Here is a 14,355-nt window from a genome sequence, read left to right on the forward strand (position 1 = left end):
CTGCGGGCCCGGCCGGTTGACGGCTCGGTGGCTACGGCGTCGAGTGGGTGGACGGCGCTGAGGCGGAGGCGGACGGCGGGGCAGAGGCGGGAACGGACGGCGACGGCGACGGGGGCGAGGACGGCAGCTGGGACGGGGGCGAGGACGGCGGCTGGGACGGGCCGGTGCTCGGGGGCGGGCCCGAGGGCGATGGCGAGGTGGGCCGCCCGGTCGGCTGCTGCGGGCCGCCCTCCAGGGTGACCACCGCCTCGGACGGCGGGAGGGCGATCCGGGCGGTCCAGTGGGTCTGCGGAGCGCGGCTCTCGTCGACCGTGACCGTCACGGTGATCCGTTGGCCGGGTTCCAGGGAGCCGGAGTCCCGGCTGAGGCGGAGCCAGGCCGCGTCCAGTACGGCGTGCCACTGGATCGTGGTGCCGCCGGAATTGGTCAGGGTGAGGATCGTCCGGCCCGCGTAGTCGTTGGCTTCGACGGTCAGCTGTCCCGCTGCGGGGGCGGGGACGGGGACGGGGACGGGCGCAGCGCCGGGGTCGGCGGGGGCGGCGCCCGGGTTCGGGTCGGCGGGCTGGGAAAGTACCGGGAGATTGTCGAAGGCGGGGGGCCTGCCCCGGGACGGCACGGACACCGCGACCCCTTCAACCATCGGCAGCAACGTTTCTGCACCCGCCGCACCGGCCAGCTGCAACCCGCCGCTCGCCGGTCGCCCGGAAGCACTCGAGGACGCCGCGCCGTCCCGGGTGGGGGACGCCGCGTCGACCCGGACGGAGGAGACGGCCTCGGCCGGGTCGCCGCCGCGATGGGCAGCCCAGAGAGCCACCACCGGCGCGGTCAGCACGGCGGCGAGCACGCCTGTGGTCACCACCCGCTGACGCACCGCCAGCCCGCGTGCGGCCAAGCCGCGTCCCGGGCCGGACGCCCGGTGGCGGGGGAAGCCGCGCTGGTCGAAGCGGAGGTCGAGCAGTGCGGTCGCGTCGTCGGTCCGGAGCGCCCGCCGCCCGGCCGCCGCGCCGCTCAGGAACGCCGCCCCGGCCGTATCGTGCGCGGACCTGTCGGGTGTCGCCCCGATCCGGACCGCCAAGGGCGCCGGCAACATCGGCAGCCCGGACAGGTTGGCCAGCCCCGCCCGACCTGTCCCGCCTTCCCCCGGCAGACCAGGCCCGTCCGCGACCCGCTCGGCGGTGCCCCGGCAGGTCGGGCAGTCCACCACGTGCTGCACCAGCTCCCGGCGGAGCGCGGGACCGAGCACCCAGTCGCGCCAGCTCTCCGCGCCGACCCCGCCCAGCTGCGCCAGCACCGGGCAGCTGCCGACGCCGAGCACCAGCAGCGCGGCCCTGGTCCGGCCGACCTCGGCGCCCGCCGCCGAGAGCAGCGCCTCCGTCTCGGCGCCCGACAGCCCCAGCACGGCGGCGATCTCGTCGGGCCGCAGCCGGTGACGGACCGCCAGCTCCAGGGCCTCGCGCTGCTCGGGCGCGGTGCCCGCCGCCTCCGGCCAGGCGAGCGAGGCCAGCTCACGCCGCCGCTCGGCGGCCTGCTCGGCGTCCGGAGTGGCGCCCGCGGCACCCCCGGCGCCCTGGCCGAGCCGTCGCAGGCAGCAGTGCCGGGCCAGTGAGTAGAGCCAGGCCCGCAGCAGTTCGGGACCGGCCAGCCGGGCACTGTGCCGCTGTACGAGATCCCGTACCTCGCGGACGGCGGCGATCGCCGCGTCGTGCTCGCAGAGCACGGAGAGGCAGTACGTGAAGAGCCCGTCGACGTGGTGGTCGTAGCCCTGGAGCGTGGGGGAAGCCTGGGGGGCCAGTCTGGTTGTCACGCACCAGACGGTAGAGAGCGAGCGGGCCCGGCCCGGGGCATTCCCTGCTGTTGTACTTCTTTCGGGTAACAACACCGTCATCGCCGCACGCTGCCCCGCAGCATCACCCTCGCCCCCGTTCCGTCCGGCGCGGTCACGCGTTGTCGTACCCACCGGCTACGGTGGGCCGCATGGCAGCCCGTACGAAGACCACCGCCAAGCCGCGCCCGGCCTACCGATGCACCGAGTGCGGGAACCAGCTCCCCAAATGGGTCGGCCGCTGCCCGGAGTGCAACGCCTGGGGCACCGTCGAGGAGTACGGCGCGGTGCCGATCCGGACGACGGCCGCCGGGCCGGTCAGCTCGCCCGCGAAGCCGATCGGGCAGGTGGACGGCCAGGTCGCGACGGCGCGTACCACGGGCGTGCCCGAGCTGGACCGGGTGCTCGGCGGGGGCATCGTCCCCGGGGCGGTGGTGCTGCTGGCGGGCGAGCCCGGTGTCGGCAAGTCCACCCTGCTGCTGGACGTGGCGGCCAAGGCGGCGAGCGACCGGCACCGGACGTTGTACGTCACCGGTGAGGAGTCGGCCGGGCAGGTCCGGCTGCGCGCCGACCGGATCAACGCCCTCTCCGACCACCTCTACCTGGCCGCCGAGTCGGACCTCGGCGCCGTGCTCGGCCATATCGACCAGGTCAACCCGGGTCTGCTGGTCCTGGACTCCGTGCAGACCATCGCCTCCGCCGAGCTGGACGGCGCGCCCGGCGGCCCGGCCCAGGTCCGCGAGGTGGCCGGGGCGCTGATCCGGGTCTCCAAGGAGCGGGGCATGGCCACTCTGCTGGTCGGCCATGTGACGAAGGACGGCTCGATCGCGGGCCCGCGGCTGCTGGAGCACCTGGTCGACGTCGTCCTGAGCTTCGAGGGCGACCGGCACGCCCGGCTGCGCATCATCCGGGGCATCAAGAACCGGTACGGAGCGACCGACGAGGTCGGTTGCTTCGAGCTGCACGACGAGGGCATCACCGGTCTCGCCGACCCGTCCGGGCTCTTCCTGACGCGGCGTGACAAGCCGGTTCCCGGTACATGCCTGACGGTCACTCTGGAGGGCAAGCGGCCGCTGGTCGCGGAGGTCCAGGCGCTGATGGTCGACTCGCAGATCCCCTCGCCGCGCCGGACGACCTCCGGTCTCGAATCGCCCCGGATCGCGATGATCCTCGCCGTGGTCGAGCGGCACGGCGGCGTCAAGCTGGGCAAACAGGACATCTACACGGCAACGGTCGGCGGCGTGAAGCTCACCGAGCCCTCCGCCGACCTGGCCATCGCGCTTGCCGTGGCGAGCTCCTCCTCCGACACCCCGCTGCCCAGCAACCTGGTGGCGATCGGCGAGGTCGGCCTCGCCGGTGAGGTCCGCCGGGTGACGGGCGTGCAGCGCCGCCTGGCGGAGGCCCACCGGCTGGGCTTCACGCACGCCCTGGTCCCGCCGGACCCGGGGAAGGTCCCCAGCGGCATGAAGGTGGTGGAGGTCGCGGACATCGGCGAGGCGCTGCAGGCGATCCCGGGCCGCCGCCGGGCTCCGGCGAAGCCGCGTACGGAGGCTCGCGAGCCCGCCCGCGCGGGGGTCGGTTCACAGGCGCGTACGGGGGCCCGTCCGGAGCCCAAGTCGGTTGCCGCGCAGTCCGTTCCGGCCTTCCCGGAGGCGCTCATGGAGGGTTGGGATCCGATCGATTCCGACGAACTGGGCTGACCCAGACCTTGTTATTGCCGCACGCAGTTAGACTTTGCCCTGTCTAATTGGCATGAAGTGCAGTAATTAGCGACAGGCCGTCGGGCGCCACGCCACACGGTCCGGGTCGACCGGAGGAGTCACGTGGCAGCCAGCGACCGGGCGGACAAGTCCCCCCGCGAGGAGGCCCTGCTGCGGGCCTCCCTCAGTGCCATCGCCCCCGGGACGGGGCTCCGCGACGGTCTGGAGCGGGTGCTACGGGCCAACACGGGCGGCCTGATCGTGCTGGGCTTCGACAAGACCGTCGAGTCCGTGTGCACGGGCGGCTTCGTGCTGGACGTCGAGTTCACCGCCACCAGGCTGCGCGAACTGTGCAAGCTGGACGGCGCGGTGGTGCTCGACAAGGACATCACCAAGATCGTCCGGGCCGGGGTGCACCTGATGCCCGACTCGACCATCCCCACCGACGAGACCGGCACCCGCCACCGCACCGCCGAGCGGGTCAACCGCCAGACCGGCTACCCGGTAGTGGCTGTCTCGCACTCGATGCGGCTGATCGCGATGTACGTCAACGGCACCCGCCGGGTCCTGGAGGACTCGACCACCGTGCTCTCCCGCGCCAACCAGGCGCTGGCCACCCTGGAGCGGTACAAGCTGCGCCTGGACGAGGTGGCCGGCACGCTCTCCGCCCTGGAGATCGAGGACCTGGTCACCGTGCGGGACGTCACCGCCGTCGCCCAGCGGCTGGAGATGGTCCGGCTGATCGCGACCGAGATCGCCGGGTACGTCCTGGAGCTCGGCACGGACGGCCGACTGCTCTCGCTCCAGCTGGACGAGCTGATCCAGGGGGTCGAGCCCGAGCGCGAGCTCGTCGCCCGCGACTACTTTCCCGAGCGGGCCGCCAAGCGCGGCCGCACGGTGCCCGAGGTGCTCGCCGACCTCGAGGCGCTCACCCACGCGGAGCTGCTGGACCTGCAGACCGTCGCCAAGGCGCTCGGCTACTCCGGCACCCCGGAGTCGCTGGACTCGGCCGTCTCGCCGCGTGGCTACCGGCTACTGGCCAAGATCCCGCGTCTGCCCAACACCGTCATCGAGCGGCTGGTCGAGCACTTCGGCGGGCTGCAGAAGTTGCTCGCGGCGAGCATCGACGACCTCCAGACCGTCGAGGGCGTCGGCGAGACCCGGGCCCGTTCGGTGCGCGAGGGGCTGTCCCGGCTCGCAGAATCGTCCATTCTCGAGCGCTACGTCTGACCGGTCCTGCCGCCTGTGCCGTGAGCACCGCCTTGGTGGGCGGAGGCTACTCGGCGGGCCGGTGGGGCGGCCCGCCGAGCTGCTGTTGCCAGCCTGACGGCTTGGCAGGTGAGCGACAAGATACCTTTCTCGTCGTCATGCCCAGGACACCTGGCGGACATCCGGCCGAGGCGGGAGCCACCGGCGAACCGGGGCAGAACCGAACAGAGCGGACGCCGTCGGCCGTCCGGTGTGACGATCAGTTCGAGGTGTTCACGGTGGCGTGACAGCCGGATCCACCGACCGAGACAGGCCCGGCCCGCCGGATGACCGGAAAAAACTGGTTGCGGGGCGGGCCGCCGTGATGCGGGGAGTGGTCAGCCCTCCAGGCGTACCGACGTGCGGGCCGTGACCTGGCCACCGGCCGGGCCGTTCAGGTAGGCCTGCACCAGGTAGTTCCCGGCCGGGGCGGTCGAACCGTCCGCCGAGGCGCACTGGGGCTTGCTGCGGCTGCGGTCCCAGGTGAACGTCTCGGTCAGGCCGGTGCCCGCCGGGAGCTGCACCCAGGTGTCCTGATGGTCCGTCGGACAGTCGCCCGAGGACCAGATCCGCTCGTTGGCGGTCGAGGTGACGACGATGGTCGAGGCCGCACGGCCCAGGTCCACCCGGCAGTTGGAGCCGGAGGCGTTGCGCACGGTCAGCGCGAGCCGGGGCTTGTCCTTGAGCTCGTACGAGTTCTGCGAGCCGGCCAGCTCCAAGGTGACCTGCGAGGCGGTGCAGACCGGGAGGGCCATCACCTCGGCGGTGTTCACCGGAGGCTGCCCCGTCGACCCGCCGCCGGCTCCACCGGACGATCCCACCGACCCGCCGCTCGCTCCGCCGCCCGTCGAGCCGGAGGTGGCGTCGCCCCCGCCGGTCGTACCGCCGCCGGTCAGGCTGACCTCGCCGCCGCTGCTGCCCGAGACGCCGCCCGAGCCGCTGGGGGCCGCAGCGCCGCCCGAACCGCCCGTCCCACCGGGACGGCTGTTGATCGCGGGACCGCTCGGCGTCGCACCCGGGGTGATCGACTGAGCCGGTAGCGGCAGCGCGGTCTTGTCCGTGGACTTCCCGCCACCGCCCTGACCGGACGTCAGCCAGAGCAGCACGGCGAGAACGGCGACCAGAGCACCGAGCACGACGACTCGCCGCCGCCAGTAGATCGAGGCCGGCAGCGGTCCCACGGGTTGACGCAGAGAGGGCACGCGCAAACTCTACGAGACTGTGTGCACCCGTTGACGCATCAACACCGCTATGGCGTCGCTTCCTTCACATGATCCGCCATTTGGTCCGGATGGGGGAGCCGGACGGCGGCGGCCTCGTTCGTCGGCGATCATCATGGCACGGCGCCCGAGGACGGTCCGGGACGCTCGGTAAATCGGCTCTCGGCCGACAGCGGAACGCAGGCCCGGGGGCATGAACCCGGGAGCGCGGACCTGGGCGCGCGGACGTGGGAGGATCGAAGCGCCATGGTTGCCATCTCCTCAGCCCCAGACCAGTCGCGCCGCTCGACCCCGGCCCCGCTGCTGCACTCGACCGTCCTCGGCTGGTACGAGGCCAACGCCCGTGACCTGCCCTGGCGTACCGCCGAGGCTTCGCCGTGGGCGGTCATGGTGAGCGAGTTCATGCTCCAGCAGACCCCGGTCAAGCGGGTGCTCCCCGCGTACGCCGCCTGGCTCGAACGCTGGCCCACACCCGCCGACCTGGCCGCCGACGCGCCGGGAGAGGCGGTCCGGATGTGGGGTCGGCTCGGCTACCCGCGCCGCGCCCTGCGCCTGCACGCCGCCGCGGTGGCGATCACCGAGCAGCACGACGGCCAGGTGCCGGAGGACCACGCCGCGCTGCTGGCACTGCCCGGCGTGGGGGAGTACACCGCCGCCGCAGTCGCCTCGTTCGCCTACCGGCAGCGCCATGTGGTGCTGGACACCAATGTCCGCCGGGTGTTCGCCCGGGCCGTGACGGGCGTCGAGTTCCCGGCCCAGGCGACCACGGCGGCCGAGCGCAGGGCCGCGACCGAGCTGCTGCCCGCCGCCGCCGAGACCGCCGCGACCTGGGCGGTCGGGGTGATGGAACTGGGCGCACTGGTCTGCACCGCGCGCAATCCGAGCTGCGCCGAGTGCCCGCTGATCCGGCACTGTGCCTGGCAGGCGGCCGGCCGGCCGCCGTACGAGGGCCCCGCGCGGCGCGGGCAGTCGTACGAGGGGACGGACCGTCAGGTGCGCGGCAAGCTGCTGGCCGTCCTGCGGGAGGCGCACGGGGAGGTGCCGCAGGCGCGCCTGGACGCCGTCTGGCCCGAACCGGTGCAGCGGGCGCGGGCGCTGGACGGGCTGGTCACGGACGGCCTGGTCGAGCCGGTCGCCCCTGGTGTGTACCGCCTGCCGGTCTGATCCCGCCTTCGGACGGCGTTCCTGCGGACGGCGTGTCTGCGTACAGCGCTCCTTCGGACGGCGCTCCTGCGGACAGCGCTCCTGCGGACGACGTGAAAGCGCCCACCCCGGGGGACCAGGGTGGGCGCTGTCTCGGGGGTGTTGCGGACCGTCAGATGGCCTCGAGCTGGGGCTCGGCCGCCTGCTGGCCGGGGCCACCGCGCAGCGGGATCTCGCGCAGGAAGACGGCGGCGGCGACGGAGACCAGGCTGATCACCGCACCCCACAGGAACACGGTGTGGATGCCGTTGGAGACGGCGTGGTGGTAGGCGTCCTGTACGGGGGCGGCCAGCTTCTTCAGCTGTGCGGGGCCCAGCTGGCCGGTGCCGCCGGACATCGGGACACCGGACGCCTTCATGGTGTCGGTGACACGGTTGTTGAAGAGCGCGCCGAACAGGGCGACGCCGAACGAGCCGCCGATGGTGCGGAACAGGGTGGCGGTGGAGCTGGCCACGCCCATGTCCTTGAGCTCCACGCTGTTCTGGGCGACCAGCATGGTGATCTGCATCAGGAACCCCATGCCCGCGCCGAGCACGATCATGAAGCAGGCGGCGGTGAAGCTGCTGCTGCTCGTCCCGAGGGTGGAGAGCAGCAGGCAGCCGCCGGCCATCACGGTGGTGCCGATCATCGGGAAGATCCGGTACTTGCCGGTCTTGGAGACGACCTGGCCGACCACCAGCGAGACCACCAGCATGCCGAACATCATCGGCATCAGCAGCAGGCCGGAGTTGGTCGCCGAGGCGCCCTGGACGGTCTGCTGGTAGAGCGGCAGGAAGGTGACGGCGCCGAACATCGAGAAGCCGACGATGAAGCCGATCAGCGAGACCATGGAGAAGTTGCGGTTCTTGAAGAGCGTGAGCGGGAGCATCGGCTCCTCGACCCGCTGCTCGACGTAGCAGAAGCCGATCAGCGATGCTGCGGCGAGCGCGGCCAGGCCGAGGATCTCCTTCGAGCTCCAGGCGTACTGCTGGCCGCCCCAGGTGGTGATCAGGACCAGCGAGGTGATGCCGACGGTGAGCAGGATCGCGCCGAGGTAGTCGATCTTGGCGGTGGAGCGGACCTTCGGGAGCTTCAGCGTGACGATGATGACCGCGAGGGCGATCAGACCGAACGGCAGGTTGATGTAGAAGATCCAGTGCCAGCTGAAGTGGTCGGTGATGAAGCCGCCGGCCAGCGGGCCGCCGACCGTGGCCAGCGCCATCACGGCGGCGAACATGCCCTGGTACTTGGCACGGTCACGCGGTGCCACCAGGGCACCCATGATCGACATGACGCCGACCATCAGACCGCCGGCGCCGAGGCCCTGCAGGGCGCGGAAGCCGATCAGCTCGTTCATCGACTGGGAGAGGCCGGACAGTGCCGAGCCCACCAGGAATATGACGATCGAGGTGAGGAAGGTGCCCTTGCGGCCGTAGAGGTCACCGAGCTTGCCCCAGATCGGGGTCGAGGCGGCGGTGGCCAGGGTGTAGGCCGTCACCACCCAGGAGAGGTGTTCGGCGCCGTGGAGGTCGCCGACGATGGTCGGCATCGCGGTTCCGACGATCAGGTTGTCGAGCATGGCCAGCAGCATGGCGACCACCAACCCGATCATCACCAGGCGGATCTCGCGCGGCGATCTCGGCGTGGGATCGGTCGGCCCCTCGGCTCCGGCGGGAGGGGTGTCCGCCGGAGTCTCGACCTGCTGTTGTGACATGGTGCGTCTCCCGGTGAGCGTGGTGCCGGTTGCCGGGCCTCTCGGCTCACTTACTTGACGACCGGCTAGTGAATCGTCCGGTGGCACGGTAAGTTGTCCATAAGGCGGGCGTCAAGCCAGTTTCGGTCGCAGTCTCGCGGGCAGGGAGAATGCACCCCGGGCGGACACTTGCAACTCGGCGTTTCCGTCACCCCGTCAACGCAGTCATGAGGCAGGCCAGCAAGCCATGAGTACGACGCAGAGCCCCCGCAGTGACACCCGGGCACGCATCATCGACGTGGCGCTCGAACTCTTTGCCGGCCAGGGGTACGAGAAGACCTCGCTGCGGGAGATCGCCGACCGGCTGGGGGTGACCAAAGCCGCGCTGTACTACCACTTCAAGACCAAGGACGACATCGTCCTCGGCATCGTCGAGAGCATGGCCGCGCCGATCGACGACGCCATCGCGTGGGGGGAGGGGAAGGAGTGGTCGCCCGAGCTGCGGGACGAGCTGGTCCGCCGGTTCGCGGCGGGAATGGCCGAGCGGGTGCCGCTGCTGCGCTTCTTCCACGACAACCAGCCGGCGCTGCGCGACTCGCCGGCCGGGCTGGAGTTCAAGGCACGGATGCTGGCGATGATCGGGCTGGTGCACGGACCCGACGCGAACTTTCAGGACCGGCTGCGGGCCACCATGTCGCTGTTCGCGATCAACTCTGCCTTCTTCCTGCTCAAGTACGACAACCGGTGCGCGCCTGAGGAGGAGGCGGCTCGCGGAGCGGCTCGGGTGGCGGCACGGGGGACGACGGAGGGCGGCGGCGACGGGGTCGGGGCCGGGGTGGACGCCACCACGTTGTCGGAGGCGATGGATGCGGCCCTGGAGGTCGCCTTGGAGATCGCCGGGCGAATCGAGTCGCCGTCGGAGCGATGACAGATTTCAAAATCTGTCATCTGTAATCTGTCATCACCTCTCCGGCGACGCCCACCGCCCGACATCCAACGCCCGACGCTAGAAGTCGGTCGCACCGTGCTCCGTCAGATAGCCGATCGGATCCACGACCGCTCCGTAATGGTTGCTGGTCCGGATCTCGAAGTGCAGATGCGGCCCTGTGGAGTTCCCGGTGCTTCCTGACTGGCCGATCTCCTGGCCGGCGGCCACCCTGTCCCCGGCGCTCACGGAGATGAACGACATGTGCGCGTACTCCGCGTAGTGGTCGTCCGGCAGTCGCAGTACGACCTCCTTGCCGTACGCGCCCGCGTACCCGGCCGAGACCACGGTGGCGTCGCCCACGGCATGCAGCGGCGTGCCGAGGTCCACCGCGAAGTCGACTCCCGTGTGGTATCCCGCCGCGTACTCGGCGTTGGCGACGCCGTACGGGTTGGTGATCGGCGCGCCCGGCGCCGGGGCGTACCAGGCCGGCGGCTCGGGCGCCGGGGCGGGTTCTGCGGCCGGGGCGGGTTCGCGTGTGGGTGGCGGGGCAGCGGCAGAGGTCGGCGCCGTGCTGGGCGTCAGGTTGCCCGCCACCGCTACGGCGTCCTGCGAGGACACCGAACTCGGCGGCTGGTACGCGATCGGTGCCCCGATCTGCACCAGGCCCACCGCCCAGAGCTTCGACGGCTTGGCGGACCTCCCCGCAGCTCCCGACGCCCCTGGCGCCCCGGAGCCGGCCGCCTCCGCCCTTGCCCCGGCAGCTGCTGCCGCTGCGGCTTCGGCTTCCGCCGAGGCGGGGTTGGCGGTGAAGGCCGAGCTGCCCGGCGTGGTCGGCCGGACGGTCTGTGCGGCGGCCGATCCCGGAATCAGCAGTGCGCCGAAGGCCAGCGTCATCGCTCCGCTCCAGGCCACCACCGAGTGTCGTTCCCGGAGCCAGACGGCCGCCGGTCGGAGCGGGGCGGGGGTGCGGGAGGGGGTCGCCACGGTGAGCCGGTGGCGTGCGGCGTGCGGGGAAGGCATCTAGTGACAGCACCTCGTGGTCGGGGACAGCGCGGGGCCGAGCCGCTGGGGCTCGCCGGGCTGGTAGGACCAAGCAGATGTAATACGGTCATAACGACCCGCCCCAAATCACGCACCTACTACGGCGTGTAGTGTCCGCGCCCGCCAACTTCAAGCCGTTGGCCTAACGATCGGTCGGGCGGATCACCGTCAGTTCGTCCAATCGGGTGGCGCGCCGCCCGCCGCACTTGCCACCGCACCTTGATGCCCTGCTACCGCACCTACTACCGCCCCTAGTACCAACGCCGCGCCCTGTGACAATCACCACCGGAGAGCGTCGTCGGCCGGACCCGGCGGCTTGGAACGGCGCGCGCCTACCCTGGTGGTCGGGAGGTCAATCGTGGCCCGGACCACAGCCCCGCCACCGCCGTTCTGCAGGCGGGCTGTCCAGTCGCAGCACCGCGTGCCAGGCTGAGCCCGCGCCCCAGCAGCAGTACCGCGTCCTGCCTGACACCACCTGCTTGAGAAACCCCTTCCCGACCGGAGGAACTCCTCATGACGGCCCCGCAGACGACAACCGCGCAGACGACAACCCCGCAGTCGGCAACCCCAGGCACAGCCACCCCACAACCGACGACCCCGCAGCTCAAGCCCGGTACCTCCTGGTCCGAGACGTACGCCCGGTGCGTCCGGGAGGCCCCCGAAGCCTTCGCCTCCGACCGCCTGCTCAACCTCGTGCGCGGTGAATGGCGAGCCGTCGGTGCCCCCGGCGACCACACCACGCCGCTCGACGGCACCCCGATCCCGGGCCCGCCCCGGATTGGCATGCCGGAGGCGCAGAGCGCCGTCACCTTCGCCATCGAGCAGCACAAGGCCTGGGGAAGGGTGCCGCTGGACGAGCGGAAGGCGCGGGTCGCTGCGGCGGTGGAGGGCCTCGCGGCGCAGCGCGACCTGCTGGCCCTGCTGCTGGTCTGGGAGATCGGGAAGCCGTGGCGACTGGCCTGCGCCGACGTCGACCGGGCCCTGGACGGCGTCCGCTGGTACCTGGACAACATCGAACGCCAGCTGGACGGCCGTGTGCCGCTCCCCGGACCGGTCTCGAACATCGCCAGCTGGAACTACCCGATGAGCGTGCAGGTGCACGCGGAGCTGGTCCAGTTGCTGGCCGGGAACGCGGTGGTCGCCAAGACTCCGTCGCAGGGTGGTTTCCACTGCCTCACGCTGGCGCACGCCGTCATGCTCCGCGCCGGACTGCCCGTCACCCTGCTCTCCGGGGAGGGCAGCAAGATCGCCGATGCGCTGATCCGGGCGGACGGCCTCGGGGCGCTGGCCTTCGTCGGCGGCCGGGCGAACGGACGGAAGGCCGCCACCTCGCTCGCCGATCTGAACCGTCGGCACTTCCTGGAGCAGGAGGGCCTCAACACCTGGGGCGTCTGGCGCTACAGCGACTGGCCCGGGCTCGCCGCGCACCTGCGCAAGGGTTTCGAGTACGCCAAGCAGCGCTGCACCGCCTACCCGCGCTACGTCGTTCAGCGTTCGCTCTTCCCGGCCTTCCTGGAGACGTACCTCGGCGTGCTCGGCAGCCTGCGATTCGGCCACCCGCTGGCCGTCGCCGCCCCAGGCGACGCGCTGCCCGAACTCGACTTCGGCCCGGTCATCCACGCCGCCAAGGCCACCGAACTCCGGGCCCACTTCGACAGCGCGGTGGCCGCCCGGGCCGTCCCGCTGCACGTGGGCGACCTCGACAGCGGTACGTTCCTGCCCGGTCAGTCCCGTGCCGCCTACCTGGCTCCGGCCGCCGTGCTCAACCCGCCCGCGAGCTGGGCGCTGCACCACTCGGAGCCGTTCGGGCCGCTCGACTCCATCGTCCTGGTGGACACCGAGTCCGAGCTGCTGGCCGCGATGAACGCCGGCAACGGATCGCTGGTGGCCTCCCTTGCCACCGACGACCAGGAGTTCGCGGCCCGGGTGGCCCCGGATCTGCTCGCCTTCAAGGTCGGCATCAACAAGCCTCGCAGCCGGGGGGACCGCGAGGAGGTGTTCGGCGGGCTGGGCGCGTCCTGGAAGGGCGCCTTCGTCGGCGGCGATCTGCTCGTCCGTGCGGTCAGCTACGGCGCCGACGGCCCGGACGAGAAGCTCTACGGCAACTTCCCGTCCTACTCGCTGTACCCGGTCCGCTGAGACCTCGGCCGACCGGGATCCGGCTCGCTGAGCCGTTCTGCTGAGCGTCCTACCGGCTGAGGTCCGGCCGGTTTACTCACTTGCGCGTCGCCGGGCCTGAGGGATCATCGACGGATGGCCGACACATTCAGCGACTCCCCCTCCGACGCGATCCCCACCGCCTCCCACGCAGCCCGCACCGACGAGGCCCCGTTCACGGACCCGAGGCAGCGCCGGTTCGCCGCGCTGCGCGGGTGTGACCGGCTGCTCTCCGGCGTCCGCCCGCAGAACCTGCGCGAGCGGCTGGCCAGCCTGACCACGGACGCCGAGTCGGCGTACGACCTGGACGAGCGCCCCGACATGTACGGGGACGGCGTGGTGCGGGCGCTGGAGAAGCGGGTCGCCGAGCTGCTGGGCAAGCCCGACGCCGCCTTCTTCCCGACCGGGACGATGGCTCAGCAGGTGGCGCTGCGGTACTGGTCGAGCGAGCACCGCACGGTGGCGATGCACCCGCTGGCCCATCCCGAGCGGCACGAGCAGCGCGCGTACTCCCGGCTGACCGGCCTGCAGTCCGTCTGGCCGACGACTGCGCCGAGACTGCCCACCGCCGAGGAGGTCCGGGGCGTCGTCGACGACTACGACGTCCTGATGCTCGAACTCCCACTGCGCGACGCCGGGTTCGTCCTGCCGACCTGGGACGAACTGACCGGGACGGTCGCCGCCGCGAACGACGCCGGTGCCGTCGTCCACCTGGACGGCGCCCGGCTCTGGGAGTCGGTCCACCACCTCGGCCACTCCCTCCCCGAGATCGCCGGGCTGGCGGACTCGGTCTACGTCTCCTTCTACAAGACGCTCGGCGGCATCAGCGGCGCGGCCGTGGCCGGCGACGAGCACTTCGTCCGCGAGGCCAAGCTCTGGCGGCACCGGTACGGCGGGCAGCTCTGGCAGCAGTGGCCCGCCGCCCTCACCGCCCTCGCCGGGCTGAACCGTGAACTGCCGCGCCTGGAGGAGTACGTACGGCACGCCAAGGTGGTCGCGGAGACCCTCGCCGCCGTCCCGGGCGCCCGGATCAACCCCGAGCCCCCGCACACGCACCAGTTCCAGCTCTGGCTCCCCTACCCGGCCGATGCCCTGAACGAGGCCGGGCTGCGCCTCGCCGAGGAGCAGCAGACCGCCCTCTTCGGCTGGTGGGACGAGCCCGGCCTGCCCGGCCTCTCGTACACCGAAGTGACGGTCGCCGCCGCCGCGTTGGAGTGGACGCCGAAGGAGATCGCCGACGCGATGACGTCCTTCCTCGCTCTCCTCCAGGAGCGTGCCGACGTTCTCGGGTAGGACCTGTTCGCGCCGCAGGTGGTGCAGGTGTCCCGCCGGCGATGGTGGCCCCGGCGATTCCCGCCAGAGCC

Annotated in this window: 10 protein-coding genes; 6 read left to right on the plus strand and 4 right to left on the minus strand. The window is 71.9% G+C overall.

The genetic code is table 11. From position 1 onward, the window contains the following. Nucleotides 1-31: 31 nt before the first annotated feature. On the minus strand, nucleotides 32-1,804 hold the full coding sequence (locus P3T29_RS11685) for a sigma-70 family RNA polymerase sigma factor (RefSeq protein WP_280716287.1): 1,773 nt from the start codon (nucleotides 1,802-1,804) through the stop codon (nucleotides 32-34). 170 nt (nucleotides 1,805-1,974) lie between these two features. Here P3T29_RS11685 and radA point away from each other — a divergent pair, with 170 nt between their 5' ends. Both radA and disA read left to right on the plus strand, forming a co-directional pair. Continuing rightward, nucleotides 1,975-3,522 (plus strand): DNA repair protein RadA, encoded by a 1,548-nt coding sequence (radA, locus tag P3T29_RS11690; RefSeq protein ID WP_280716288.1) that lies wholly within the window; start codon nucleotides 1,975-1,977, stop codon nucleotides 3,520-3,522. A 171-nt stretch (nucleotides 3,523-3,693) separates the two neighbouring features. Beyond that, complete coding sequence (disA, locus tag P3T29_RS11695) at nucleotides 3,694-4,752, plus strand: DNA integrity scanning diadenylate cyclase DisA (RefSeq protein WP_280716366.1); 1,059 nt, start codon at nucleotides 3,694-3,696, stop codon at nucleotides 4,750-4,752. Nucleotides 4,753-5,108: 356 nt separating this feature from the next. On the opposite strand, the gene P3T29_RS11700 is transcribed toward disA, so the two are convergent. Further along, a complete protein-coding gene (locus P3T29_RS11700) occupies nucleotides 5,109-5,972 on the minus strand; it encodes a hypothetical protein (protein WP_280716289.1) in 864 nt (287 codons plus the stop codon). 264 nt (nucleotides 5,973-6,236) lie between these two features. On the opposite strand from P3T29_RS11700, the gene P3T29_RS11705 reads away from it, so the two are divergent. Beyond that, entirely contained in the window at nucleotides 6,237-7,154 is a 918-nt protein-coding gene (locus P3T29_RS11705; protein WP_280716290.1) for an A/G-specific adenine glycosylase, read from the plus strand. A gap of 151 nt (nucleotides 7,155-7,305) precedes the next feature. Here P3T29_RS11705 and P3T29_RS11710 read toward each other — a convergent pair whose 3' ends face one another. Next, entirely contained in the window at nucleotides 7,306-8,784 is a 1,479-nt protein-coding gene (locus tag P3T29_RS11710; protein ID WP_280716367.1) for an MDR family MFS transporter, read from the minus strand. Between the two features lie 328 nt (nucleotides 8,785-9,112). On the opposite strand from P3T29_RS11710, the gene P3T29_RS11715 reads away from it, so the two are divergent. Continuing rightward, nucleotides 9,113-9,793 carry a TetR/AcrR family transcriptional regulator gene (locus tag P3T29_RS11715; protein ID WP_280716291.1) on the plus strand — a complete coding sequence of 227 codons (681 nt, stop codon included), beginning with the start codon at nucleotides 9,113-9,115 and terminating at the stop codon, nucleotides 9,791-9,793. A 78-nt stretch (nucleotides 9,794-9,871) separates the two neighbouring features. On the opposite strand, the gene P3T29_RS11720 is transcribed toward P3T29_RS11715, so the two are convergent. Beyond that, nucleotides 9,872-10,813 carry a M23 family metallopeptidase gene (locus P3T29_RS11720; protein WP_280716292.1) on the minus strand — a complete coding sequence of 314 codons (942 nt, stop codon included), beginning with the start codon at nucleotides 10,811-10,813 and terminating at the stop codon, nucleotides 9,872-9,874. 534 nt (nucleotides 10,814-11,347) lie between these two features. Between P3T29_RS11720 and P3T29_RS11725 the strand changes: the two genes are divergently transcribed. Together P3T29_RS11725 and P3T29_RS11730 are read left to right on the plus strand one after the other, a co-directional pair. Continuing rightward, complete coding sequence (locus P3T29_RS11725; protein WP_280716293.1) at nucleotides 11,348-12,973, plus strand: aldehyde dehydrogenase family protein; 1,626 nt, start codon at nucleotides 11,348-11,350, stop codon at nucleotides 12,971-12,973. 114 nt (nucleotides 12,974-13,087) lie between these two features. Then, a complete protein-coding gene (locus tag P3T29_RS11730) occupies nucleotides 13,088-14,284 on the plus strand; it encodes a beta-eliminating lyase-related protein (protein ID WP_280716294.1) in 1,197 nt (398 codons plus the stop codon). The last annotated feature ends 71 nt before the right edge of the window (nucleotides 14,285-14,355 follow it).

The organism is Kitasatospora sp. MAP5-34, assembly GCF_029894335.1.
In the GTDB taxonomy this organism is placed as follows: domain Bacteria; phylum Actinomycetota; class Actinomycetes; order Streptomycetales; family Streptomycetaceae; genus Kitasatospora.

Coding starts and splice junctions, on each gene's coding strand:
- radA (WP_280716288.1), top strand. CDS start 1,975: ATGGCAGCCCGTACGAAGACCACCGCCAAGCCGCGCCCGGCCTACCGA.
- P3T29_RS11705 (WP_280716290.1), top strand. CDS start 6,237: ATGGTTGCCATCTCCTCAGCCCCAGACCAGTCGCGCCGCTCGACCCCG.
- P3T29_RS11710 (WP_280716367.1), bottom strand. CDS start 8,784: ATGATCGGGTTGGTGGTCGCCATGCTGCTGGCCATGCTCGACAACCTG.
- P3T29_RS11715 (WP_280716291.1), top strand. CDS start 9,113: ATGAGTACGACGCAGAGCCCCCGCAGTGACACCCGGGCACGCATCATC.
- P3T29_RS11720 (WP_280716292.1), bottom strand. CDS start 10,813: ATGCCTTCCCCGCACGCCGCACGCCACCGGCTCACCGTGGCGACCCCC.
- P3T29_RS11725 (WP_280716293.1), top strand. CDS start 11,348: ATGACGGCCCCGCAGACGACAACCGCGCAGACGACAACCCCGCAGTCG.
- P3T29_RS11730 (WP_280716294.1), top strand. CDS start 13,088: ATGGCCGACACATTCAGCGACTCCCCCTCCGACGCGATCCCCACCGCC.